Origin of the sequence: Pseudomonas sp. NPDC087803 (genome assembly GCF_044742995.1) — a bacterium.
Taxonomy (GTDB): domain Bacteria; phylum Pseudomonadota; class Gammaproteobacteria; order Pseudomonadales; family Pseudomonadaceae; genus Aquipseudomonas.
In genome coordinates, this window is record NZ_JBIUVO010000004.1 from 101,189 (window position 1) to 122,872 (window position 21,684).

Here is a 21,684-nt window from a genome sequence, read left to right on the forward strand (position 1 = left end):
AAAACGACATGCTCAATCCGGCATTGATTCAATGGCTGGAACACAACGCCCAGGCACTGGATGCGGGCGACGGCGATCCGCAGCAGGTGCTGACGCAATTGGCGCAAGCCGAGGTGCTGCGCGTCGGCATCAACCCGGCACTGGGCGGCAGCGGCGGTCACGTCAGTGATGCCGTGGAAACCCTGGCTGCTGTCGCCAGCCATTCACTGGCGGCGGCGTTTGTGTTCTGGGGTCAACGAGCCTTTATCGAATACCTGTTGCACACTCCTAATGCTGCGCTGAGGGAAAAACTGCTGCCGTCGCTGCTCAGTGGAGAGCTGGCCGGAGCCACCGGCTTGTCCAACGCGATGAAGTACCTGTCCGGCATCGAGGCATTGCAAGTGCGCGCCGCCCACACCGCAGACGGCTGGACCTTGAACGGGCGTCTGCACTGGGTCACCAATCTGCGCAAAAGCGGTTTTGTGGTGGCGGCGGCAATCGAGCACGAGGAGGGCGGTTCGCCGTTCGTGCTGGCGATTGCGGATGACGCGGCCGGTTTGCAACGCTCCGCCGACCTGCAACTGATGGGGCTGCAGTCGAGTAACACTGCGGCCATTGATTTTGCCCAAGTGGCGGTCGCTCGCGAATGGTTGCTGCATGAAGATGCACGCAAGTTTCTGCCGGCGGTGCGCCCGGCGTTTCTCGGTCTGCAATGCGGTATGGCGATCGGTCTGGCGCGACGGGCACTGGCCGAGGTCGAAGGACATTTGCGGGACGGGCGCTCGATCTTGCTGGAGCCGTTGCAGGAACAACGCGAGCAACTGGCGCAGAGCGTCGAAGCGCTCAAGCAGGGCCTGCACGACGGACGTTTCCTGACCCAGCCGGGCGCGTTGTTCCAGATCCGCATCGCGCTGGCCGAATCCGCCGCCAACGCCGTGCAACTGGAACTGCAATCCAGCGGCGGCAAAGCCTATCTGACCGAGCACGGCAGCGGTTTCGCCCGGCGCTGGCGCGAGTCGGCGTTCGTGCCGATTGTCACCCCAAGCCTGGTGCAACTGCGCGCCGAATTGCAGCGGCAGAAACGGGAAGCGACGGCATGACCGCACCGTTGCTGGAAGCGCACGGCATCAGCCTCGGCTACCCGCGAGAGCAGGGCTGGCACACCGTGCTGGAGCACTTCGACCTGCAATTGCAGCCCGGTGAAGTGGTGACCATTCTCGGCCCCAGCGGTGTCGGCAAATCCAGTCTGCTGCGAGTGCTGGCGGGTTTGCAGGCGCCGCAACAGGGCCGGGTGAGCCTGCTTGGCGAACCACTGACCGGCGCGCATCCACGGGTGGCGGTGGCGTTTCAGGATCCGAGCCTGTTGCCGTGGCTGACCCTGGAAAAGAACGTCGCCTTCGGCCTCGACTTCGCCCGCCAGCCGCACCTGACGGCCGAGCAGCGCAAGGCGCGGATCGACCACGCCATCGCTGCGGTCGGCCTCGAACACGCGCGGTTGCAGCACCCGGCGCAGTTGTCCGGCGGCATGGCCCAACGCACCGCGTTGGCCCGTTGTCTGGCCCGTCAGCCACAGGTGCTGTTGCTCGATGAACCGTTCGGCGCGCTGGATGAAATCACCCGCGCCGACATGCAGCAGTTGCTCCTGCAACTGATTGCCGAGCACCACACCGCAGCGGTGTTGATCACTCACGACATCGACGAAGCCCTGCTGCTTTCCGAGCGGATTCTGCTACTGGGTAACAGCCCGGCGCACATCCTCGGCGAGTGGCGCATCGACCTGCCTCAGCCGCGTGCCGAGCTGGTCGAGGAACTGGGTGCGCTGCGCATTGACATCCTCAAAACCCTTCGGCGGGCGAGCCGCAACCCCCTCACTCAACCTGTGCCCGCTACGTCGGAGATTGACCATGTGCCTGGACGACTTCACTCACACACGTCGTGACTTCCTCAAACTCAGCGCGCTGCTGACTGCCGGCGGTGCGTTGCCGCTGCTCAACAGCCTCAGCGCGCGCGCCGCTGCCGATCCGAACGCGCCAGTGCGCATCGGTTATCTGCCGATCACCGACGCCACGCCGTTGCTGGTCGCACACAACAATGGCCTGTTCGAGGCCGAAGGCATTCAGGCTGAACGCCCGGTGCTGCTGCGCAGTTGGGCGCAGGTGATCGAGGCGTTCATTTCCGGACAGGTCAACGTGATTCACCTGCTGTCGCCGATGACCGTGTGGGCGCGCTACGGCAGCAAGGTGCCGGCCAAGGTCGTGGCGTGGAACCACGTCGGCGGCTCGGGTCTGACCGTGGCGCCGGGCATCACCGAGGTCAAGCAACTGGGCGGGCAATCGGTGGCGATTCCGTTCTGGTATTCGATTCATAACGTGGTGGTGCAGCAACTGTTCCGCGACCATGGACTGGTGCCGGTGAGCAAGTCGGCGAACGCCGCGCTGGCGCCGAACGAAGTCAATCTGCTGGTGCTGCCGCCGTCGGACATGCCACCAGCCCTGGCGAGCAAACGCATCGCCGGCTACATCGTCGCCGAGCCGTTCAATGCGCTGGCCGAGGAGCTCAAGGTCGGCCGCGTGCAGCGCTTTACCGGCGACGTCTGGCGCAATCACGCTTGCTGCGTGGTGTTCATGCATGAGCAGGATCTGAACAACCGTCCCGAGTGGTCGCAGAAAGTGGTCAACGCGATCGTCAAGGCGCAGGTCTGGACCCGCGACAACCGCGCCGAGGCGGCGAAACTGCTGTCCAAGGATGGCGCCAATCGCTACACCCCGCACGCGCAACCGGTGCTCGACCGGGTGCTGTCGCCGGCCACCAGCGACCGCGAGCAATACCTGGCCAGCGGTGCGATCCAGCACAGCCAGTGGGACGAGCAGCGCATCGACTTTCAACCGTACCCGTTCCCCAGCTACACCGAAGAACTGGTCAAGCGTCTGAAGGACACCTTGATCGAGGGAGATAAAGGCTTTCTCGCCAGCCTCGATCCGCAGCAAACCGCTAAAGATCTGGTGGACGACCGCTTTGTACGCAACGCCATTGCGGCGGTGGGTGGCATGCAGACCTTCGGCCTGCCGGAAAGCTTCGAACGCAGCGAGGAGTTCAGCCTCTGATGCGTCAACGATCTTCATCGACCGTGCACGGTTTGTTGGGCGTAGCAGGGCTGTTGTGCCTGTTGCTGCTGTGGTGGCTAGGCGTGCATCTGCTCGGTGGCAACGACAGCCTGGCGTTGCGCTTTTCACCCGAGGCGACACTGGCCAGCCTCGGCGAACTGCTGCTGCGCCCGGAGCTGTACGAGCATGTGCTGGTCAGCCTGAAACGGATTGTGGTCGGCCTGCTGCTGGCATTGCTGATCGGCGTGCCGCTGGGCCTGATGATCGGCAGCTACCGGCATCTGGAGGCGGCGACCACGCCGGTGTTTCAGTTTCTGCGGATGATCTCGCCGTTGTCGTGGATGCCGGTGGTGGTGATGCTGCTGGGCGTTGGTGATCAGCCGATCTATTTTCTGCTGACCTTCGCTGCGGTGTGGCCGATCCTGCTCAACACCGTGGCCGGCGTGCGCCAACTTGACCCGCGCTGGCTGCAACTCAGTCGCAGCCTCAGTGCCACCCGTTGGGAAACCCTGCGCAAAGTGATCCTGCCCGGCGTACTCGGCCATGTGCTGACCGGCGTGCGGCTGTCGATCGGCATTCTGTGGATCGTGCTGGTGCCGTGCGAAATGCTCGGGGTCAGCGCGGGGCTGGGCTACTTCATTCTCGATACGCGAGATCGACTGGCGTATTCGGAGCTGATGGCGATGGTGCTGCTGATCGGTGTGCTGGGCTTTGCGCTGGATGCGTTTGCGCGATGGCTACATCGGCGTTGGGCGCCGGCCTGAGGCGCTGAATGCAGCGAGCAAATAGTCGCGCACGTAAAGCAGGCTCGGGCTTTTCATCACGCTTTTGCTCCACACCAGATAGAGCACATTGACCGGTGCCTCGCTGGGCGGTGTCGGTGAAATCAGCCGACCGTCAGCGATGGCGTCGGCGCACTGGTAGTCCGGCAGCACGCTCCAGCCGTGACCGTCGAGCACCAGCTGCTTGATGATCCGCAGGTCGGGAATCGTCAGCGCCGCTTGCAGTTGCGGCGCGACCTGAAACATTGAAGTCCACAGTGGCCGAACCAGCGCCAGATCCTCATCGAAAGCGATCAACGGGACTTGCTTGAGTTGTGCTTGATTCGGGTCTTTGCCGAGGCGATCCAGGAGGCTCGGTGCATACACCAGCAACAGGCGTTCGGTGAGCAGATGGGCGTAACCGTGGGATTGCTCGTTGGGCATGGAGGCCGTGATCGCGAAGTCGGTCTGCTTCGCTTCGAGCATCTCGTAAATGCGCTTTTTGGCACCGGTGTGAAAACGCAGGGTGAAGCCTTCGTCGATCAGCGGTGCGAGGCGAGCGGCGACTAGCGCATGAAGGAAGTCGGAGGGGCCGACCAGATGCACTGTGCCGCCCTTGATCAGGCCCGGACGCAGCGACGCGATCTTGTTTTCCAGCCCATCGAGAAACGGTGCCACCGAACGCGCCAGTTCATCCGCCGCTTCGGTAGGTTCCACCCCGCGAGGCAAACGCTGAAACAGCGGTTTGCCGACCAGCGCCTCCACCGCCTGCACATGCATCGACGCCGCCGGTTGGGTGATGCCCAAATGGTCCGCCGCCCTGGAGAACGACTTGGTGCGGTACGCTTCGAGGAATGTGCGCAGGTGGGTGAGGTGGCTCATGGTGCTTCGGCGCCCGTGAAAATGTAGGTTGGCTTACAGATTATCAGCCGTGCGATAGCGTGGCGTAGCGAACATTTGACTTAACACCAGCAGCAGCCCGAGCGCTGAGACTGCCGCACCGGTCAGCCCGACATGACTGAGGCCCACCTGGCTGATCGTCACGCCACCCAGCACTGAACCCAGCGCGATCCCCGAGTTGAACCCGGCAATGTTCAGCCCGGCCGCAACGCCATGCGCGTGCGGCGCATGGCGCTCGGCGATTCCCAGTAGCCGGGCCTGCAAGGCCGGCACTGCAGCAAAGCTGAACATCCCCAACAAGCCGACGAGCAAGCCCATCATCCACGGCGAACCGGAGAAGCCCCACATGCCCGCTGTCACCCCTACGATCCCGGCAATCAATGCGGCGCTGGCGCGATCCACTCCCCAGGCATCGGTCAGTTTGCCGCCCAGTACATTGCCGATGGCTGCCATCGCGCCGTACAACAACATGAACACGCCGACAGTGGCGGCAGTGGTATGAGTGACTTCAGTCAGCATTGGCGCGATGTAGGTGTAGGCGACGAACGAACCGGCGTAGCCGAGCACAGTGACCAGGGCGCCGGCCAGCAACTTGCCGTTGAGCAGCGCTTTAAGGCTGTGCAACGCCGAGCTGCCGTCGGATGCAGTCGGTAGCGGATCGCGCATGCCGAACAGCAAGCCGAAGAAACCAATTGCTCCGAACACGGCAATCGCCGCCAGCACCAGGCGCCACGACATTACGCCACCCAGATAGGTGCTGACAGGCACGCCAATCGCCATCGCCAGGGTAAACCCGCCAAACACCACTGCCACTGCGCTCCCTGCGCGACCCGGCCCGGCCAGACGCGCCGCGGTGCTTGAAGCCACCGCCAGGAACAGGCCATGTCCCATGCCGGCGATGAATCGCGCTACCAGCATCAAGGTCAGCGAGGTTGCAAACGCCGCGGCGAGACTGCCGACGCTGAACACCAGAGCGGTCACCAGCATTACGTTCTTGCGCGACCAACTTGCCGTCAGTGCACTGAAGATCGGTGCTGAGAAAGTGGCGCCCAAGGCGTACGCAGTGATGGTTGCCCCGGTCGCCTCGACGTCGACGCCGAGACTGCGAGCCATGACGTCGGTGAGGCCGATCGGAACGAATTCGGCCAGACCCAAGGCAAAGGCGCTGAGGGTAAAGATGTAGATGACAAAGGGCATGGGAGCCTCGCTCAAGAAGGAATTTGGCGAGAGGCTAGGGATTGGTGACGCATAAGTGAAATTGGCGATTTCGCGTACTGGCATAAATAGATTTATACCTTGCCAGAATCCATTCGCGGCACGAGAGCCTGCAGGCTCTGTCGAGTGCAATGTCTGGATTTCAAGATCATCAGATCGCAGCCTGCCGCAGCTCCTGCAAGGAGGATTACGTCGCTGGCGGTTTGGCCAGCGCGATGCCCTCGGCGCCCAGCCGCTTGAGGATCTCGAACAGCAGATCACTCTTGGTCCCGCCGACAATCCGTGGGCTGCCAACGTAGCCGGTTACCGTCAAGGTGATGCCATCCGGCGAGAGTTTGCTGAAGCGTACGTACGACGCCGGTTTGTCGAGGATGTTTTCGTTTTCGCGGTAGGTGTTCAACAGCAGTTCCTTGACCTGCTCGGGGTCGATGTCCAGCGGGAACATCAGCTCCAGGCTCGCCACTCCTTGGGCGCTGCCGCCGAGGGTGACGTTGCGCAGGTTCTGCGAGATCAGTTGCGAGTTGGGCACGATGACGATGGAGCGGTCGCTGAGCTGGATTTCCGTGGCGCGCACGTTGATCCGGCGGATGTCGCCCTCGACGCCGCTGATGCTGATCAGGTCGCCGACCTTCACTGGCCGTTCGGTGAGCAGGATCAGCCCGGAGACGAAGTTCTTGACGATCTCCTGCAAGCCGAAACCGATCCCCACCGACAGCGCACTGACGATCCACGCCAGATTGGTCCAACGCACGCCCAGCGACGACAGCGTCAGGAGGAGGACCGTGGCATAACCGATGTTGGAAAACAGCGTGCTCAGCGACGCGCACATGCCCGGGTCCATGTCGGTCTTGGGCAGGAATTCGTTGTCGAGCCAGCGGCGCAGGGCGCGTATCAGGTAGATGCCGATCAGCAGTGCCAGCACGGCATTGATCAGATGCGCCGGGACGATGTTCAGCTTGCGCAACCCGGCGCCGCCGAGAATGCCCATGACGTTGCTGGTCAGCTGCCCGAACGTGGTGCCGATGCCGCCGACGAACAGGGTGATTACCGCCAGCAACAACAGCCCGGCGCGGCTGGCCCCGGACAGCACGGTCGAGATCTGCTCCAGACGCCGGTCGCCTATGCCCAGGGTTTGCTTGATGGTTTTGCCGGCGGAATAGCGTGGCGAGAACAGGTATTCGCAGGCGTCCTTGACCACCTGCACCAGCAAATAGAACCCGGCCAACACGATATAGGCCCAGACCAATTCATAGGTGACGAAGCGGGCCAGCGACACATAGCCGGTGAGCAGAGCCAGCGCCGACACGCACATGCACACCGTGGCGATGCTGTAGATCGCCCCGGCAAACGTGCTGCCGGCCTCCGGTTCATTGGCAGTGATCAACGCCTTGCGCACTCTGCCGACGCGCAACAGCAGCGGTACCAGAATCGCGATCACCATGATGGCGACCACCCCACGTTGAGCGATAACGATCTGGCTGCTCATGCCGGTGGCATTGCTGACCTGCACCAGCGTCACCAGCACCAGCAGGATGGTCGCGAGAATCCTTGGATAGGGTCTCAGTGCCAGTGCCACCGAATCGGCAATCGCCGGCAGCCGCCACGAGGGATGTCTGGTCGACAGCAATGCGCGGCTCAGCGCGGTGATCAGGACGCAGGCGTAAACGGCTTTTTCGAATTCCTCGGAAAAAGTCTGCAGCACCGGCGTCAGCGGTTCGTGGCGGGTGCAGGCGTAAAACAGCAGATGCAGGGCGATGGCCGTGGTCCCAAGGGTCGCCAGCGCCGAAGCGAATGCCAGCGCGCTGCGGCGCAGACGACCCTCCGGCATGCGGTGGATGCACAGCCAGGTCAGGCCGCGCTCGGCGAGTCGGCGGCCGACCGTCCAGAAAGCCAGCGCCAGCAGCACCAGCACGCAGGTGAAAAAGCGTTGCCCGGGCGCCCAGACCGTGGCCCAGGTGAGGTTCACCTGATTGATGAAAAACTTCAGGCGCTGGCGGTCATCCGGCTCTGGCGACACCAATGGCGACCAGAAGTCCGGGCTCAGGATGCTGTCGGTGCGCAGCGTCAATTCGCTTTCAAGCAGCGTGCGGCGGATGCCGGCGATTTGCGTGATCAGCTCGGCTGCGCTCTGCTTGAGCGCGGCAAGGCTCTTGAGCGTGGCATCGACCTTGTTTTTCTGTTCGCTGAGCATTGCCCGTTGTGCGGCGATTTCCGCCTGTTCGGCGGCAATCTGCGTATCCGGCGCTGCGCCGAGCACCCCCAGTTGCACCGCCAGTTGTGCCTGCTGCGGCAACAGCGAAGCCGACAACCGATCAATGTCCAGAATGAACGTCTGTACCCGGTCTTGCGGGCCTTCGAGCTGGTTGTAGTTGTTGGCGGCGGAAATCTGCTGCTTCAGCCCGTCGAGGCGCAGTTGCAGGGCTTGCAGATCACTTTGCGAAACCTCCACCAGCGGCGCCGCAGCGGTCGCCGAGGGCGCCGGCAAATCCGCCGCCCACACCACCGACCTGCCCGCAGCGAGCAGGAGCAGCGCGAAAAAAAACAAAGACTTCAATGTGTTGCGCATGAGAGGGGCCGGTTCTCGTTGATCACACAATCTATGAGGTTAGGTGATCGAACCGGGCGCGGCGGAAAATTTCGGGGGAGCAGGGCATGCGTTTCAAAAAAACTCGGCGACAGGCATGCTATGGCTCACGCCAATGGTTGGACGTCAGGGATAGTCAGCTACATGTGGAAAGTTTTGTTGCAAAGACTCACCGGAAAAACATCCACCACAGCAAAGACCGAACGCTCGGTAGATCCAGTAGATCCACCTGAAGTATTGCCGGCACATGACTGGAAGTGGCTGGTCACGTCCTGGGATGGATTCACTCGGGAGGCCGGTCTACGGCAAATCCGCTCATCGCAGTCGGTCGAGCGGCTGGCGTCCATTATCGTGCGGCTCAACGACTGGGTGCCGCAGGTACGCGCGGCAGCCAGAGACGCTTTCGCAGACTATCTGACCCCCGAGTATGGCCCTTGGCTGATTGCCAAGACTCCCGCGATCCTTGCCCTGGAGCAGCGCCGACGCGAAGACCACGGCGTTACCATCCAAAAGCTTGAAGCGCTGCTGGCAACACCCGAATGCCTCGCGCTAACCACGGCTGCCTTGGAAACCAGCCGTGGCGCCTGTACGCGGTTGTTTTTCAGGGTACTCGTGCAGACAAAGCGCGGGGATGAACTGGAGGCGTTTCTTGTCGCGAGCCTTCAGCATGCAGACTTCAGTGTGCGTCGGGCTGCGCTCGGCAGGGCAATGGCGCTGCCCCTGGCATCGGCTCAGAAGGCCATCGCTCATGGACTATCCAGCAACAGCAGTATTCTCAGGCGCCTGGCGTTTCTGCAGGCCATTGAGTTGCAAACGGATCGCACACGGCTGATCGAAGACTTTCTGACCGACCCATCGTCTGCAGCAAGATCGACTGCGCTCTGGGCCGCCAGAAAGTATGGCGTCGACCCATTGCAGGTACTTCAAGCGCAACTGGCAGGCGAGATTCCCGCCAGCAAAGCCCATTGGCTTGGCGTACTCGGGTTGGCACAGTCGCTGGGCCTGGGGATCCCGCCAGGGTGGATGAACGCGGCCCTCAGTCAAAACAGTGGCGAGGTTCGGTCGCTGGTCCTGAGCCTCGAAGGAGAGAGCCGGCCTGAGTTACTGATCGCGGCGATCGCGGATCCGTCACGCCCGGTGTTCGAAGCCGGTGTACGCGGCCTGCGCCCGCAGCCATGGAAAGTCATCGAGTCAGCATTCCGCGCTCAGCTCGAAGCCCTCTGGCCAGCGCTGTCCGCCTCTCGACGTCAGGCGCTGCTTGAGCTGATGCCCAAGTGGACGCAGGCCGGGTATCTGTTGCAGCAATTGTTTCGCGCACCGGCTGAACCTTCCGCGCTTGAGCAGTTGCGTGCATGGGTCTATGGCCAGACTTACTCGATTACCGACCGAGAAACATCGGAAAGCGAGCGTGCCCGAATTGTCGAGAAACTGAGTGCGCTTGAGAAGGACGGGGCATTGCCGGCAGGGTCGGTGGCCAGGCTGACATGAAGTTGAAATCCGAGGGGCTGCGGACAGACACTGATGATCCCGTCGCGTTGAGCGTGATAATAATGTTTAAGCTAAAGTGCCGTTATTTTTTGAGCTGGACTATTTAACGATAAAGTGGAAGTTGAAATGCCGGCTTTCTGCGTCATTGTAACTTTAAACTTTGCAAAAAACCGGCTGGGCACCAGCGAAGGCTGGAGGTGTAATGTTGTTTTTACTCAAGATACTCGTAATGGTAATAGACCAAACCCTGCACTGCTGACATCAACGTCACTTCGAATGATGTTGTCGTCTGGAAGAATAACCGTGGGCCCGTTACAAGCCAGATATAACGAACCCGCGCATTCTTGTGCATAAACCGCGTCGCCGCTCCAGAGGGGAAGAACAGTTCCTTTTGCTCCATACTTGAAAAGTAGCTGCCCCCGTTTGGCACCTGGGCCGTGATAGGGATATCGCGTATCACCCTCGACGCTTTCTTTGCATCCGCCAGGTCCGCAGTAAGGATATCGAAAGGCTCCACTAGTATCTTTCACGGGTTTTTCTGGTTCGGGGTCCGAAGCGTATAGCCAAAATGCACCGCGCTCCACAATGGCAGGCATTGGCATTGACATGAAAGCATTCGGGCTATATCCCTCTTTGTCTATAAATTTCCAGTTGGTCCAGCGGGGGAGTTTCGTACTTGTCCACCCCCGCTTTGCGTAAACTGTATATATCATGTCTTGTCTTGGCGTGCTTACCGGGTTTCGGGCGATTATTAGATTCATATATCCTAAATTTGATTCCAAGTCATCATTTGTAGTGTTGATTCTGAAATAAAGCTCACCCTCTTCGTTTAAAGTGGTGAAGCTGTATTCATTCCAGACGGGTTGTGCCAGACCATTCTCGCCGTACTTATAAATCAACTGTCCCGCGCGTGCACCTTTACCACTGTAGGCGCAGCGTGTATCTGACTCTACACTGTTGCGATTACCTTCTGGTCCGGAATACGAAGGTTTGTCGGCTCCGTATTCACAATCCCAAACGCTTCTGAATTCTTTGCTTGTTTCAGTGTGAAACCAAATTTGCGGGTATAGGACAGGTAAGGGTAATAACACTGCTCTGTTGTTTCCCAGATCAGCCCAATTTCGATATCGCGCTGAGATGGTTTTACTCTCGTTGTAGGTTTTAACCGCTCCTGGTTGGTGGATGCTATATTTGTCGGGGCGTATGAGTGGATCTGTGGCAAATCCATTATCAATGATTTCCTCTACCATTGCTGTAACAGCAGCTGCGGCATCTCCTCCTGCACTGACTGCGATTGACATGTTTAAGTTCTCCTTAAAGGATGATGACGGTTGTTTTGAGACATGTTTCACTTGTTTAAAATAATTGAAACTATCTTGTCTTTGGCTGTTTGTTTTATTTCTCTGATGGCGAAATCGACGGCAATGCGTTTTACACCTTGAGCTAATAGATTTTTGTAGGCGGTTTGATAATCTTGTTCAATTCTGTTTTTTTTCGATTCTATCTTGGCGGCGCCCATGCTTGCCTTGAGTTCTTCCTCTGTTGCGTTAGGTTTGGAGTTGGGTAGTTTAATGCGTAAAGCTTCGTATTCTTGCTCTTTGGTGGGGTTGAAGTTTAACTGTGTGGTGCTTGTGATGTTAAGTTCTTTCTGGGCTTCTAAAAATCTTACGTTACATTCGCGTTGCAACTCATTTGTTTTGTCGGTGAGAATATCTGGCTCTCTTTCGTACCACTTTGACCATATGGCTTGCTCTACACTGCTTTGACTGATATTGGCCGAACTATTTTTTGCATTTGCACCGCTAAAGCGCTGAATGTGAATCTGATCATGCCAATTTCCATCTCCAAGCCTAAAGCGACAGCGATATCCATCCTCGCTAGCAAAAATATCTCCAGCCTCGGGGGTAGATATTTCAATCTTGTCAAGGGTGTCTTCATAATATTCTAAAATTCCAGTGCGGGAACTAATTGAAACCTTTAGTTCCTCTCCGATTTTATGAAGTATCAGTCTTTCCACGATTGTGATTCTTTCGTTTTCGTAGTCAATTTTAGGTGGGATTTCATTGCCGAATATGTATTGGTCCATGTTCTTCTCGAAGTTATGTTTTTGTCGAATGGGAGTTAGGAGATCTCATTCTAAAAGACTGCGTTTTTTAGTCCACCTGTCAGAAGTGACAGGTTTTTATATTTTTTTGTAATTTCGGCTATAACCTTCAGAAATAACTGTAACGTGTTGGTTTACATGTTTTGCTGAACAAGATGCGCAATAGTGAGTCTCTGCGAAATTGGCAGCTATCGTCGAAGTTTTAATTTAAGTTCGGCCAGATTAATGGTTGGCCATGAATCCAGCGAATTTAATAGTAAGTTCGGGAAAACCACGCCTCCAGTGTGAATGGAGCGTTCGACACCGGTCAGAGTTTAAGCAGTCGGGAAGTTGCAGGTCGTGGATGCCAAAGATGATGAAGGCTTTAATGGGATGCGGGCAGCAAGACTGTTCGGTTCATCAGATGCCTGGGTTCAGCAGTATGCGTTTTACCAGGAAGGTCGCTTGAGCGGTTTCAGGAGGGGCGCTCTCGGGCATTGAGGTGAATGCGCGGAAGCTGAGAATGCCGCGCTGATCGTTCGTGGCCAGTGGCAATGTCGCCACCGCAGGCGGGTGCTTGTCTACGTAGTACCTGGCGGCCTGGTTCATTGCCCGCCTTGTCGGTCTGGAGGCCGCACGCAGCGCGTTTCACTACGTGGCACCGGTTGGCGAGAAGGAACTCTATGTCACGCGGGCAATGAGCAATATTTCAGCGTTTTTATAAAGCGTTTTCGTTGGCCTCAACCGGTTCGGCCGCCGCGTCAGCAGCCATTTTCGCGCGGTCAGCCTTGCTGATGTACTTGGGCTTTTTCGGCGCCAGTTTGGCGCTGGCCTTTTTGGCCTTTTCCTTGAACAACTGCTGCAGTTTCTTTTGGCGGTTCATGTGTCTACTCGATGAAGGGGAGCCGGGCATATGCCGATCAAGCGCGCATTAAAACCGGGTCTGAGCGATTTGGCGAGCCTGTCGCAGCGACGCGGGATCAAACTGCTCACGTAGCTCGATCCGCGTCAGCTGCTGGGATCATGGTTTCGACGTCACCAGAAAATCGCCGATCAGCGCCACCACCTGCTGCTGGATCTCCTCACGCGGGCGGGCATGCTCGCCATCCCGGCAAATGACGCCGTCACCCGGCGCATCTTCTTCGAGCATTTCGATCGCCCCCGGTTTGCACATTGACGTGAAACTGAAGTGAGTGGCGTCGCTGATCTCGACATAACGCGTGGTAGCCGCTGGCAGGCGTTTGGCCAAGTCGGCGGATTCCAGTTGTGCCGGCAGGTCTGCGGACGGCGCACCGGCGGCAATCACCAGCGTCGGTACCGGCAGCGCCGCGAGGCTTGCGTCGGTCATGCCGCGTGACAGGCCCAGGTCCAGCGAAACGATGGCAGTGACCGGTTCGTAGCGCCGGTCGGCAGCGAGGTCGGCCTTGGCTTGCGCGGTGCTGGCAGGGTTCATCTGTTTGTAGACGCTGCAACTGGCGAGTTGCGCATGGGTTTTGCAGTCCTCGGCAAAGCGCTCGGGGTCGAAGCGTGCGCCGGCGATTTCCAGAGCCGTCCAGCCACCGAGCGAATGCCCGACGACGGCAATCCGCTGCGGCGCCACCGCGCCAAATTTTCCCGGCTGCGCCACAACGGCTTCAATGGCCCGCCGCAGATCAACCGGCCGCTGCCACAGCTGCGCGGCCGCTTGCGGGCTGCGGTCGTGGGTGGTGCTGCCGGGATGGTTGACCGCCGCGACGATGTAGCCCTGATCGGCCAACGCATTGGCCAGCCACATCTGATTGCTCCAGTTGCCTCGATAACCGTGGGACAGCACCACAAGCGGATGCTCGCCAGCCGTCGGCGGCGCGTCGCGCACGGCGGAAGTACTGACGAATACTGGATTGTTGTCGATCACTTGCGCCGTCGCGGTACTGGTCGATGGGTACCAGACCGCCATTTCCAGCGGCCGCTGCGGGTCCGGCAGAGTGCTGGTGTGGAAGCCGACGGGGTGAGTTTCTGCAACTGCGCTGGTGCACAGGCCGATCAGGAAAAGGGTGCCGAGAGCTGTTTTCAATGTTGATGTCTTCCGTGAGTGCATTTGTTGTTTTAGGGAACGGCAGTGCGCAGGTTAGTAGGCCGAGTGCGAAGAAGATAGGGTATGCCTGCGCAGCGACAGGCCGCATCGGCGCAACGACCCAGGCCAGGAATTGAAATACCCACCATTGCCCGCTAGAGTCGCGCCCCTTGTCCGGCCTGCAGCGCCGGCTATCGCTGGGAAAGAGAGGCGGCAGTTGAACGAACACAGATTGTCGATGCGCCTGGAGCGGGTGGCGGCGCAGGTGCCGGCCGGGGCGCGGTTGGCGGATATCGGCTCGGATCACGGCTATCTGCCAGTGGCCCTGATGCGCCGTGGCGCCATCGCGGCGGCAGTGGCTGGCGAGGTGGCGTTGACGCCGTTCCATGCGGCTGTGCGCACGGTGCGCGACAACGACTTGCAGCAACACATCAGCGTGCGCCTGGCCAGTGGCCTGGCGGCGATCGAGCCTGAAGACCGGATCACCGCGATCAGCCTGTGCGGCATGGGTGGCGAGACGATTCGCGACATCCTCGACAGCGGCAAGGCGCGCCTGAGCGGTCACGAGCGATTGATCCTGCAGCCCAACGGCGGTGAGCAGCCACTGCGGCAATGGCTGATGGACAACGATTACCGCATCCTCGATGAGCAAGTGCTGAAGGAAAACCGTTTCTTCTACGAAATCATCGTCGCCGAGCGCAGTGGGCCGGTGAGCTACAGCGCCGAAGAGCTGTACTTCGGCCCGTTGCAGATGCGCGTGCGCAGCCCGGCATTTCTCGCCAAATGGCAGCGCCTGTTACGGCAGAAACAGAAGACCCTGAACAGCTTTACCCAGGCGCGCCAGGCCGTACCCGAAGACAAGATGCAAGAAATCGCACAGCAGATTCAGTGGATTACTGCGCTGTTGGTTTGAGCGCGGCAAGCCGCAGATTGATCCACGCGCGGCTGTGAGCCAGAACCTTGTCGGCCATGGCCGTCGGGAAGTGAATAAAGCCATGGGCGGAGGAGGGCAGCAGATGCACCTCAACCGCTGCGGCGGTTTTCCAGCGAGCGGCCAGTTCAAGAGTGTCGTCTCGCAACGGGTCCAGTTCGCCGGCGAACAACAGCGCCGGTGGCATATCGGCAAAGTCGCCATACAGCGGTGAAAGCGGCGGCTGTTGGCGTTGCGCGTCGCTGCGGTCCGGGGTCAACAGGCGTAGCGCCTCCACCATGCCGGGGCCGTCCAGCACCAGGGTGGCGGACGATGCGTTGCGAACGCTGGCCGTTCCGGTCAGGTCGTAGACGCCGTAATACAACAGCGCGCCGTGAATGCGTTGCAGCAAGTCGGGTGACGATTGCAGCCCCAGCAACGTGGCCGCTGCCAGATGTGCGCCTGCCGATTCCCCGACGACAATCACCGGCAGATTGGCAAACTCCTCGCAGCCGAGCAGCCAGCGCGCGGCGCCCAGGCAATCTTCCAGCAGGCCCTCCACCGGCGTGTTCACCGCCAGCCGATAATCCACCGAGACCACCGCCACGTCGCACTGATTGACCATGCCGGCGTTGAGTTCATCGTTCATTTGCGCATTGCCGATGACCCAGCCACCGCCATGAAAATCCAGCACCACACCGCGAGCCTGGCCCTTCGGGCGGATGATGCGTACCGGCACTGTAAGCCCGGGTGAACCGATCACGATGCTTTCAGCTGCAAGGCCATGCTTGCGCAATTTGTCTGCACCGGCCTTCTGGCTGACGCGCAGCAGCGTCTGGATCAGTCGGGGCGTGACACGATTACGGATGCGAAACCGCGGCAGCCAGGCGAGGGTTTTGTTGAAACGCTGCATCTGCGCGATTTCATGGTCAGAAAACTCGAGCTTGCGGGAGTCCATGCGGGTTCTCTTGTCAGAGTGATTTTCGCAGCGGCTCACTCACACGGCTGAGCACTTGCCATCCGACAGATTGCCGGCCGGCACGTTCACTTCGGACCGATTCCCCCAGGTGCGTAAAAGCATAACGGCTGAAACCACCTTGGGCGGACGCTCCGAGGAGGGTCCGCCAAGGCGCGGAAATCAATTCGGCATCAGCACCGTATCGACCACGTGAATCACGCCATTGGATTGCATGACGTCAGCGATGGTAATGGCCGCCTTGCCGCCTTTGGCGTCCTGCACCCACAACTTGCCATCGTGCAGCATCACCGTCAGCGACTCGCCCTGGACGGTTTTCAACATGACTTTTCCACCGTGCATTTTGGCGTCGTCCATCAACTGTTTGGCCGTGTGAGTGCCGGCTACGACGTGGTAAGTCAGGATCTTGGTCAAGTCCGCCTTGTGCTCAGGTTTGACCAAGGTATCGACCGTGCCGGCGGGCAGTTTTGCGAACGCCTCGTTGGTGGGGGCGAAAACCGTGAACGGTCCCTTGCTGTTGAGCGTATCCACCAGCCCGGCGGCCTTGACCGCAGCGACCAAGGTCGTGTGGTCCTTCGAGTTGACTGCGTTCTCGACGATGGTCTTGGTCGGATACATGGCCGCGCCGCCGACCATCACGGTATCGGCAGCAAAGCTGGAGCCGGCTCCGAGGCAGAGCAGTGTGAAGCAAGCGACAGCAAGGCGTTTGATGAGCGTATGCATGGTGCGTCTCCTTGATTCTTCGACCCTTCGAATGAGGGTGATGAATGTACGGAGCAGGGAGTGAAACGGATGCAGTGCAGAGCAGAAAACTTTGGTTTTTCATCCGGCGCATTAGAATGCTGTTTTGGCCAGCAGAAACTTCAGCATGGATGTGCAAGCGCTCGTCCAAAGGAGATATCCGTGATAACAGGGCAGTGTCTTTGCGCCGCAGTACGCTTTTCCCTCGCCGTTGAGCCACGCTTTTTCTATCGCTGCCACTGCTCTTTGTGCCGTAAGCAAACCGGTGTCGGCTTCAACCTCGCCACGCTGGTCAAGGCTGCGGATTTTCGCTGGGAAGCAGGGCAGGATGCGATCAGCAGTTGGGTCAAACCCAGCGGCTACAGAAACGACTTCTGCACCCACTGCGGCTCGACCGTGCCCAATCCGCTTCGCGAATCGCCTTACATGTGGATTCCGCTCGGCCTGCTCGATGAGGATCTGAGCATGGAATGTGTTGGCGATTTCTGTGTGGACGATGCCATGTCATGGGATACACAGCGTTCGACGCAGAATCATCACGGTGCGGTGGAGACACTGGCGTTTCTTCTGCGAGAACTCCGGGTCAACCTTGATTGACCCGAAGCTCGCGCTGCAATTACTTCCTTAGATACGTAAACATGTGCTGCACATAATCCGCCTTGCCCAGCGGCACACCGTTGTGGCGCAGGATGTTGTACGCGGTGATCAGGTGAAAGTAGAACTGCGGCAGCGCCCAGTCCACGGCGTATTCGCGGCCGGTCATGTCGAAGGCGATGCCGTTTTGCAGTTCGAGGGCTATTTTCTTGTCCGCGCTGGCGTCGATCTGCGCCGGATTCGCCGCCTCCAGCATCTCTAATGTGCTTTCGATCAATGCCTTCGCCGCCGCCATGTTCTCAGGCGGTGTGAGCTTGGTCAGCGGTTGTTGTGTCAGCCGCTGCACGGCGTCCTGTGCCTGGGTGCAGGTGTATTGAACCTGCGTGGCGAGGTTGTGCATGTCCGGCGCCAGCCGTGCGTCGAGCAGAATTTGCGCGTCGTAGCCGCGCTCAAGGGCGTAAGCCTCGCTCTTGGACAGGATGGCCGCCAGAGAGCGCAACATCTGGGCGAAACGCGGAAGGGTCGCTGCATGGATCGACATGGTTATTCCCTGTGTGGTCATTCAAAGGTGAAACCTCAGTGGCGAAGGGTAGTCGATTCGTTATCTAAAATAGCCGCGACATCACACGTTGCGCATGAGCCTCCCCACGGGTTTTGCCGTTCGGTAAACTGCCTCGACTCGCCCGCAACGCGACCCAGACGATAAAAATACCGAGGCTTTCATGATCGACCTTTCCGTAGCACTCCTGTTTGCCGGCGCCTGCTTCGCGCTCGCCCTGACCCCCGGCCCGGACATGCTGCTGATCGCCTCCCGAAGTCTGAGTCAGGGCCGCGCCTCGGGTTTCGTCTCCCTCGCCGGCATTCAGGCCGGCACCTACTGCCACGCACTGGCAGCCGCCCTCGGATTGTCGCAACTGGTCGCCAGCGTGCCGGCCGCCTACGACATCATCCGCTTCGCCGGCGCCGCGTACCTGGCATTCCTGGCGTGGAAAGCCTTCACCAGCGACGCATCACCCTTGGCCACCGACGAAACCCTGCCAGCCACTCCGCTGTTGCGTATCTTCCGCCAAGGGTTGGTGACCAATCTGCTCAATCCGAAAATGGCGCTGTTTGTGCTTGCGCTGTTTCCGCAGTTTGTCGATCCGGGGAAGGGCTCGCTGGTGCTGCAGATGTTGGTGTTTGCGACGATCCTGAATCTGATCGGATTGCTGGTGAATGGGGCGGTGATTGTTTTGGCCAGCAAGGTTGGGAACAAGCTGGCGAGTAATGCGCGAATGGCACGGCGGTTGAATCAGGTGTTGGGGGCGGTGTTTTTTGGCTTGGCGTGTCGGTTGGCGTTGTTTTCGGGGCGGTAGGGTGGGGCTGCTTTCGGCCATAAGCAGCCTTTCGGGACAGGCGGATCCAAAGCAAGCACTGCCTGCCATGCGTTTTGCGCATCGGTCCTTCCACCAGTGCAGCCACATCCCCGAGCATCACCGTCGCCGAGGCGAGTGATTCGCAGGCGTTGGCGAGGAGGGATTCGGTGTCGATGTCCGGATTGACGAGAAACATGCTGTTGGTTTGGTAAGGGGTTGCCATGATCGCGGCGGAAGGGCTGAGGTAGTGGTCGAGGGCGCGTTCGGCGGCTTCGTGGAGTTTCTTTGAATCGAGAGATTCGTAAGGGGGAGGCCGGATCGGTTTCTGGCGGGTTTGGCGTTACTTTGAACATACGCTGAAAACTCCTGGTAGAGCCGCTACTCCTTCCCTACTAAAAGAAGGGTGGCAGCTGTGCGCAGGTTAGTAGACCGGGGAGTTATTCAGCATTGACCGGCGCGCCGAAGCGCCCTGCACACAGCCGCCATCAAGCTCAGACAGGAATATCTGACTGACAGCGCTTTGCACATCTGAAAAACACCACGGGCTACTAAACCCGATCACTGCGAATCAGTGATCGACCCAAGTTACCGATGGCTCTCCAGGCGCACAAGCCGGCGGATTCTGGCGTAGTCGTAGGCAACGGCGCAAGGCGTTGTAGCCTTCAGGACGTAACGCGGGGTGTCTGTTAAACGCCAGGCAAAAACCGTTAAACGCAGGATGGTGTGAAGTCGGCCCGCGCATGACGCTGACGTTGTGATTGAGTGCGTACAGGCACGTGAAGAAGGGGAGGCCAGAACGCATTGCCAGCCATCCACCGCGCTTTAGTTGAAAACGCGGTCGCCACGCCAGAAGCGGCGCCTCACACTTGAATCCCCCTTTCACTCATTGAGTTATGAGGTTTGGCCCGGTCTGACTTCTTCGCTTTTCACTCTGGGAGCACAAAGGGCTGATTACGTATTCAGCCTTTTCTCAAGTTCCTGATCAAATATCACGGCACCCGAATTCTTTTCGCCCAGCGAATCCTGTGGATTGAGTAGCGGGCATTCACCCATGGTCAGACAACCGCAGCCAATGCAGCCCTCCAGACTGGTCGACAGCTTTGTCAGTTGTTCGATGCGGCGCTTCAGGGAGGATGCCCAGTCTTTCGACACCGTCTCCCATTCCTTGGCTGAAGCCTTCCGGTCATGGGGGATGGGTTCAAGGGCGGTTTTGATTTCCGCCAGCGTAACCCCGCTGGCTTGCGCGATTCTTATGATCGCAATCCGGCGAAGCGTGCCGCGCGCATAAACCCGATGATTCCCGGCTGTGCGCTGAGACGCTAACAAACCTTTCGACTCATAAAAATGAAGCGTGGAGACAGAGAGACCGCTTCGTTTTGCGACCTGGCCCACGCTCAGGTTTTGATGGTCACTAATTCTTTCCTGCACGGCTGTTGACCTCAAGCATTCTTGAGGTTTTAGAGTGTAATCAGCGCAGAGAAAAAAACAACTTCAGCCAAGTGGTCACCCGCCTGGCGGTTTCTCTGTGACTTACTCAGCATGGAGATTAGTTGGATGGTCAGTTGGGCATTTATTTTTGAAGCACCGGAAACCAACCCCGAAACCGATCGATTCGTCATCGACCGCGCGGGTCGGCGTAATACGATCGTCGCTGTACCCGAGCAACATGACGCTGTTCAAGTTGCCGTAGATTTGGTCAAGGATGGTGTTCAGTTCATAGAACTGTGCGGTGGCTTCGAGTCTGTCTGGGTCGGGAAAATCATTGAAGCGACGGGAGGAACCATTCCCGTCGGCAACGTGGGTTTTTCGGGAGGAGCATCGGTTGCCAGGCTTGTTGAAATCTTTGCCGAAGAAAAATAGTTGGTGAACTGAAATCACGGTGGGGACTGTTTTCTTACTCGAAATCAGTCTGTCTGATCGATTTTTAATCTTGCATAAAGACACCCACCGTTGCTTCAGCAAAGCTACATCGCTTGTGCCCCGGGGAACTCAAAGGCACCTGCAATCAATCAGCTCGAGCCTGTCCTTCCAGAATCTCAAAGGCGTCGTCGAGGGGCGCGTACCCAACGGCTTTTCTGGTCTTATCAATCGAAAGGCGTTTGTAGCGGTTATCTGAAACCCCATGGACAATGTGAAATCCGATCAGATCGGCCTCAACGCAACGCCCAAGTAACGCGACGACATCCCGATAGCTGATAAATGCAGCTACGTCCCGAGGGCTGTGGGTTTCCCCAGGGTGAAATTCAGCTACGTTTGCAATACGGACTGCGATTGTTGTCATTTGCCCATCGTTGGCATACATCGAAGCCAGTGCCTCGCCAAACGCCTTGCTGACCCCGTAAAGGTTCCCGGGTCTGGGGGCCATCCATTCATGTACCTGGACATCCTTTGGATAACCTTCAATCGCCTGCGCACTGCTCGCAAATATGAAGCGTTTGCAGCCTTGAGTTTTTGCGGCAAACAGCATGTTGTAGGTGCCGACAATATTTACAGGCAGCAGTGAAGACGTGAATTCAGCGTTTGCATTCGGATCAGCAGCGAGATGAATCACTGTGTCTATGCCTTCGCAGGCTTCAAGGCAACTGGCTTGATCCGTGATGTCGAGAGAGAAACGTTGGGCCGAGTCAGGAAGTTTTGATACGTCTATATCGGCCAGGCGCAGATCTGATTTATCGTCTCGCGCTATCCAAAAAGCTCTGCCGATCTGGCCAGCAGCCCCTGTAACCAAAATTTTTTGCTTGCTCATTTCCGTATGTCCTTATGGTAAACGACACTCTAGCCTCTCAGCCTTGTGACCGATTCACAACTTCCATGAAGAGTGAAACGCTTGAATGCCAAATACTGGCAGACCAGAAGCAGCAATCACAGGCAGTAAGTAAGGGCATTGATATATCCCTCGCCCTTCATTCATGGACGTATCTGAGAAGTGAACGGTAAAAGT

General features: G+C 58.7%; 22 protein-coding genes and 2 pseudogenes. 10 read left to right on the forward strand and 14 right to left on the reverse strand.

Going from position 1 to position 21,684, the window contains the following annotated elements; all coding sequences use genetic code 11:
• The first annotated feature begins 8 nt into the window (after nucleotides 1–8).
• From ACIOUG_RS06130 to ACIOUG_RS06145, 4 genes are read left to right on the forward strand one after another with little or no spacing between them, the layout of a single operon-like run.
• The gene (locus tag ACIOUG_RS06130; RefSeq protein ID WP_401063389.1) at nucleotides 9–1,079 is read left to right on the forward strand and encodes an acyl-CoA dehydrogenase family protein; all 1,071 of its coding nucleotides are present in this window, start codon (nucleotides 9–11) and stop codon (nucleotides 1,077–1,079) included.
• A complete protein-coding gene (locus tag ACIOUG_RS06135; protein WP_401063391.1) occupies nucleotides 1,076–1,918 on the forward strand; it encodes an ABC transporter ATP-binding protein in 843 nt (280 codons plus the stop codon). Before ACIOUG_RS06130 ends, ACIOUG_RS06135 begins: the two co-directional genes overlap by 4 nt.
• On the forward strand, nucleotides 1,884–3,083 hold the full coding sequence (locus ACIOUG_RS06140; RefSeq protein ID WP_401063394.1) for an ABC transporter substrate-binding protein: 1,200 nt from the start codon (nucleotides 1,884–1,886) through the stop codon (nucleotides 3,081–3,083). The genes ACIOUG_RS06135 and ACIOUG_RS06140 overlap by 35 nt, the downstream gene beginning before the upstream one ends.
• On the forward strand, nucleotides 3,083–3,847 hold the full coding sequence (locus ACIOUG_RS06145; RefSeq protein ID WP_401063397.1) for an ABC transporter permease: 765 nt from the start codon (nucleotides 3,083–3,085) through the stop codon (nucleotides 3,845–3,847). The genes ACIOUG_RS06140 and ACIOUG_RS06145 overlap by 1 nt, the downstream gene beginning before the upstream one ends.
• Here the strand turns inward: ACIOUG_RS06145 and ACIOUG_RS06150 are convergent.
• The 3 genes from ACIOUG_RS06150 to ACIOUG_RS06160 form a co-directional block, all read right to left on the reverse strand.
• A complete protein-coding gene (locus ACIOUG_RS06150; RefSeq protein ID WP_007966361.1) occupies nucleotides 3,821–4,726 on the reverse strand; it encodes a LysR family transcriptional regulator in 906 nt (301 codons plus the stop codon). The genes ACIOUG_RS06145 and ACIOUG_RS06150 overlap by 27 nt on opposite strands.
• A gap of 33 nt (nucleotides 4,727–4,759) precedes the next feature.
• Entirely contained in the window at nucleotides 4,760–5,941 is a 1,182-nt protein-coding gene (locus ACIOUG_RS06155) for an MFS transporter (protein ID WP_103486029.1), read from the reverse strand.
• A 205-nt stretch (nucleotides 5,942–6,146) separates the two neighbouring features.
• Complete coding sequence (locus ACIOUG_RS06160) at nucleotides 6,147–8,525, reverse strand: DUF3772 domain-containing protein (RefSeq protein WP_401063401.1); 2,379 nt, start codon at nucleotides 8,523–8,525, stop codon at nucleotides 6,147–6,149.
• A gap of 162 nt (nucleotides 8,526–8,687) precedes the next feature.
• On the opposite strand from ACIOUG_RS06160, the gene ACIOUG_RS06165 reads away from it, so the two are divergent.
• Complete coding sequence (locus ACIOUG_RS06165) at nucleotides 8,688–10,031, forward strand: hypothetical protein (RefSeq protein ID WP_401063403.1); 1,344 nt, start codon at nucleotides 8,688–8,690, stop codon at nucleotides 10,029–10,031.
• Nucleotides 10,032–10,246: 215 nt separating this feature from the next.
• Here ACIOUG_RS06165 and ACIOUG_RS06170 read toward each other — a convergent pair whose 3' ends face one another.
• From ACIOUG_RS06170 to ACIOUG_RS06180, 3 genes are all read right to left on the reverse strand, one after another.
• Nucleotides 10,247–11,332: a hypothetical protein gene (locus ACIOUG_RS06170; RefSeq protein WP_401063405.1), complete on the reverse strand. Its 1,086-nt coding sequence runs from the start codon at nucleotides 11,330–11,332 to the stop codon at nucleotides 10,247–10,249.
• Between the two features lie 47 nt (nucleotides 11,333–11,379).
• Complete coding sequence (locus ACIOUG_RS06175; protein WP_401063408.1) at nucleotides 11,380–12,117, reverse strand: hypothetical protein; 738 nt, start codon at nucleotides 12,115–12,117, stop codon at nucleotides 11,380–11,382.
• A 417-nt stretch (nucleotides 12,118–12,534) separates the two neighbouring features.
• A complete protein-coding gene (locus tag ACIOUG_RS06180; RefSeq protein WP_401063454.1) occupies nucleotides 12,535–12,723 on the reverse strand; it encodes a hypothetical protein in 189 nt (62 codons plus the stop codon).
• On the opposite strand from ACIOUG_RS06180, the pseudogene ACIOUG_RS06185 reads away from it, so the two are divergent.
• A pseudogene (locus ACIOUG_RS06185) lies at nucleotides 12,653–12,838 on the forward strand (AraC family transcriptional regulator); the annotation flags it as partial. The gene ACIOUG_RS06180 and the pseudogene ACIOUG_RS06185 overlap by 71 nt on opposite strands.
• On the opposite strand, the gene ACIOUG_RS06190 reads toward ACIOUG_RS06185, so the two are convergent.
• Together ACIOUG_RS06190 and ACIOUG_RS06195 are read right to left on the reverse strand one after the other, a co-directional pair.
• Nucleotides 12,833–12,997: a DUF2986 domain-containing protein gene (locus tag ACIOUG_RS06190; RefSeq protein ID WP_401063410.1), complete on the reverse strand. Its 165-nt coding sequence runs from the start codon at nucleotides 12,995–12,997 to the stop codon at nucleotides 12,833–12,835. The pseudogene ACIOUG_RS06185 and the gene ACIOUG_RS06190 overlap by 6 nt on opposite strands.
• A gap of 138 nt (nucleotides 12,998–13,135) precedes the next feature.
• Complete coding sequence (locus ACIOUG_RS06195; protein WP_401063411.1) at nucleotides 13,136–14,167, reverse strand: alpha/beta hydrolase family protein; 1,032 nt, start codon at nucleotides 14,165–14,167, stop codon at nucleotides 13,136–13,138.
• A gap of 217 nt (nucleotides 14,168–14,384) precedes the next feature.
• On the opposite strand from ACIOUG_RS06195, the gene ACIOUG_RS06200 reads away from it, so the two are divergent.
• The gene (locus ACIOUG_RS06200; protein WP_401063414.1) at nucleotides 14,385–15,080 is read left to right on the forward strand and encodes a tRNA (adenine(22)-N(1))-methyltransferase; all 696 of its coding nucleotides are present in this window, start codon (nucleotides 14,385–14,387) and stop codon (nucleotides 15,078–15,080) included.
• Here ACIOUG_RS06200 and ACIOUG_RS06205 read toward each other — a convergent pair.
• Together ACIOUG_RS06205 and ACIOUG_RS06210 are read right to left on the reverse strand one after the other, a co-directional pair.
• Nucleotides 15,061–16,035: an alpha/beta hydrolase gene (locus ACIOUG_RS06205; protein WP_401063416.1), complete on the reverse strand. Its 975-nt coding sequence runs from the start codon at nucleotides 16,033–16,035 to the stop codon at nucleotides 15,061–15,063. The two genes, ACIOUG_RS06200 and ACIOUG_RS06205, sit on opposite strands and share 20 nt — an antisense overlap.
• A 180-nt stretch (nucleotides 16,036–16,215) precedes the next feature.
• On the reverse strand, nucleotides 16,216–16,776 hold the full coding sequence (locus ACIOUG_RS06210; RefSeq protein WP_401063419.1) for a fasciclin domain-containing protein: 561 nt from the start codon (nucleotides 16,774–16,776) through the stop codon (nucleotides 16,216–16,218).
• Nucleotides 16,777–16,845: 69 nt separating this feature from the next.
• Here ACIOUG_RS06210 and ACIOUG_RS06215 point away from each other — a divergent pair, with 69 nt between their 5' ends.
• Nucleotides 16,846–17,391 carry a GFA family protein gene (locus ACIOUG_RS06215; RefSeq protein WP_401063452.1) on the forward strand — a complete coding sequence of 182 codons (546 nt, stop codon included), beginning with the start codon at nucleotides 16,846–16,848 and terminating at the stop codon, nucleotides 17,389–17,391.
• A 19-nt stretch (nucleotides 17,392–17,410) separates the two neighbouring features.
• Here ACIOUG_RS06215 and ACIOUG_RS06220 read toward each other — a convergent pair whose 3' ends face one another.
• Nucleotides 17,411–17,929, reverse strand: coding sequence for a DUF1993 family protein (locus tag ACIOUG_RS06220; protein ID WP_401063421.1), 519 nt, complete (start codon nucleotides 17,927–17,929; stop codon nucleotides 17,411–17,413).
• Nucleotides 17,930–18,110: 181 nt separating this feature from the next.
• On the opposite strand from ACIOUG_RS06220, the gene ACIOUG_RS06225 reads away from it, so the two are divergent.
• Nucleotides 18,111–18,743, forward strand: a complete 633-nt coding sequence (locus ACIOUG_RS06225) for a LysE family translocator (protein WP_401063424.1) — start codon at nucleotides 18,111–18,113, stop codon at nucleotides 18,741–18,743.
• Between the two features lie 70 nt (nucleotides 18,744–18,813).
• Here the strand turns inward: ACIOUG_RS06225 and ACIOUG_RS06230 are convergent.
• Nucleotides 18,814–19,096, reverse strand: a pseudogene (locus ACIOUG_RS06230) (DUF6124 family protein); the annotation flags it as partial.
• A 598-nt stretch (nucleotides 19,097–19,694) separates the two neighbouring features.
• Nucleotides 19,695–20,171 (reverse strand): redox-sensitive transcriptional activator SoxR, encoded by a 477-nt coding sequence (soxR, locus tag ACIOUG_RS06235; RefSeq protein WP_401063427.1) that lies wholly within the window; start codon nucleotides 20,169–20,171, stop codon nucleotides 19,695–19,697.
• A gap of 126 nt (nucleotides 20,172–20,297) precedes the next feature.
• Between soxR and ACIOUG_RS06240 the strand changes: the two genes are divergently transcribed.
• Entirely contained in the window at nucleotides 20,298–20,603 is a 306-nt protein-coding gene (locus tag ACIOUG_RS06240) for a DUF6506 family protein (RefSeq protein ID WP_401063429.1), read from the forward strand.
• 145 nt (nucleotides 20,604–20,748) lie between these two features.
• On the opposite strand, the gene ACIOUG_RS06245 is transcribed toward ACIOUG_RS06240, so the two are convergent.
• Nucleotides 20,749–21,489 carry an NAD-dependent epimerase/dehydratase family protein gene (locus ACIOUG_RS06245; RefSeq protein WP_401063432.1) on the reverse strand — a complete coding sequence of 247 codons (741 nt, stop codon included), beginning with the start codon at nucleotides 21,487–21,489 and terminating at the stop codon, nucleotides 20,749–20,751.
• Between the last annotated feature and the right edge of the window lie 195 nt (nucleotides 21,490–21,684).

What these genes read in the sequence shown, in the direction of transcription:
- ACIOUG_RS06150 (WP_007966361.1), bottom strand. Translation starts at nt 4,726, where the DNA reads ATGAGCCACCTCACCCACCTGCGCACATTCCTCGAAGCGTACCGCACC.
- ACIOUG_RS06135 (WP_401063391.1), top strand. Translation starts at nt 1,076, where the DNA reads ATGACCGCACCGTTGCTGGAAGCGCACGGCATCAGCCTCGGCTACCCG.
- ACIOUG_RS06140 (WP_401063394.1), top strand. Translation starts at nt 1,884, where the DNA reads ATGTGCCTGGACGACTTCACTCACACACGTCGTGACTTCCTCAAACTC.
- ACIOUG_RS06215 (WP_401063452.1), top strand. Translation starts at nt 16,846, where the DNA reads ATGCAGTGCAGAGCAGAAAACTTTGGTTTTTCATCCGGCGCATTAGAA.
- ACIOUG_RS06165 (WP_401063403.1), top strand. Translation starts at nt 8,688, where the DNA reads ATGTGGAAAGTTTTGTTGCAAAGACTCACCGGAAAAACATCCACCACA.
- ACIOUG_RS06225 (WP_401063424.1), top strand. Translation starts at nt 18,111, where the DNA reads ATGATCGACCTTTCCGTAGCACTCCTGTTTGCCGGCGCCTGCTTCGCG.
- ACIOUG_RS06155 (WP_103486029.1), bottom strand. Translation starts at nt 5,941, where the DNA reads ATGCCCTTTGTCATCTACATCTTTACCCTCAGCGCCTTTGCCTTGGGT.
- ACIOUG_RS06175 (WP_401063408.1), bottom strand. Translation starts at nt 12,117, where the DNA reads ATGGACCAATACATATTCGGCAATGAAATCCCACCTAAAATTGACTAC.
- ACIOUG_RS06240 (WP_401063429.1), top strand. Translation starts at nt 20,298, where the DNA reads ATGGTCAGTTGGGCATTTATTTTTGAAGCACCGGAAACCAACCCCGAA.
- ACIOUG_RS06160 (WP_401063401.1), bottom strand. Translation starts at nt 8,525, where the DNA reads ATGCGCAACACATTGAAGTCTTTGTTTTTTTTCGCGCTGCTCCTGCTC.
- ACIOUG_RS06205 (WP_401063416.1), bottom strand. Translation starts at nt 16,035, where the DNA reads ATGGACTCCCGCAAGCTCGAGTTTTCTGACCATGAAATCGCGCAGATG.
- ACIOUG_RS06130 (WP_401063389.1), top strand. Translation starts at nt 9, where the DNA reads ATGCTCAATCCGGCATTGATTCAATGGCTGGAACACAACGCCCAGGCA.
- ACIOUG_RS06245 (WP_401063432.1), bottom strand. Translation starts at nt 21,489, where the DNA reads ATGAGCAAGCAAAAAATTTTGGTTACAGGGGCTGCTGGCCAGATCGGC.
- ACIOUG_RS06145 (WP_401063397.1), top strand. Translation starts at nt 3,083, where the DNA reads ATGCGTCAACGATCTTCATCGACCGTGCACGGTTTGTTGGGCGTAGCA.
- ACIOUG_RS06210 (WP_401063419.1), bottom strand. Translation starts at nt 16,776, where the DNA reads ATGCATACGCTCATCAAACGCCTTGCTGTCGCTTGCTTCACACTGCTC.
- ACIOUG_RS06180 (WP_401063454.1), bottom strand. Translation starts at nt 12,723, where the DNA reads ATGAACCAGGCCGCCAGGTACTACGTAGACAAGCACCCGCCTGCGGTG.
- ACIOUG_RS06170 (WP_401063405.1), bottom strand. Translation starts at nt 11,332, where the DNA reads ATGTCAATCGCAGTCAGTGCAGGAGGAGATGCCGCAGCTGCTGTTACA.
- ACIOUG_RS06220 (WP_401063421.1), bottom strand. Translation starts at nt 17,929, where the DNA reads ATGTCGATCCATGCAGCGACCCTTCCGCGTTTCGCCCAGATGTTGCGC.
- ACIOUG_RS06190 (WP_401063410.1), bottom strand. Translation starts at nt 12,997, where the DNA reads ATGAACCGCCAAAAGAAACTGCAGCAGTTGTTCAAGGAAAAGGCCAAA.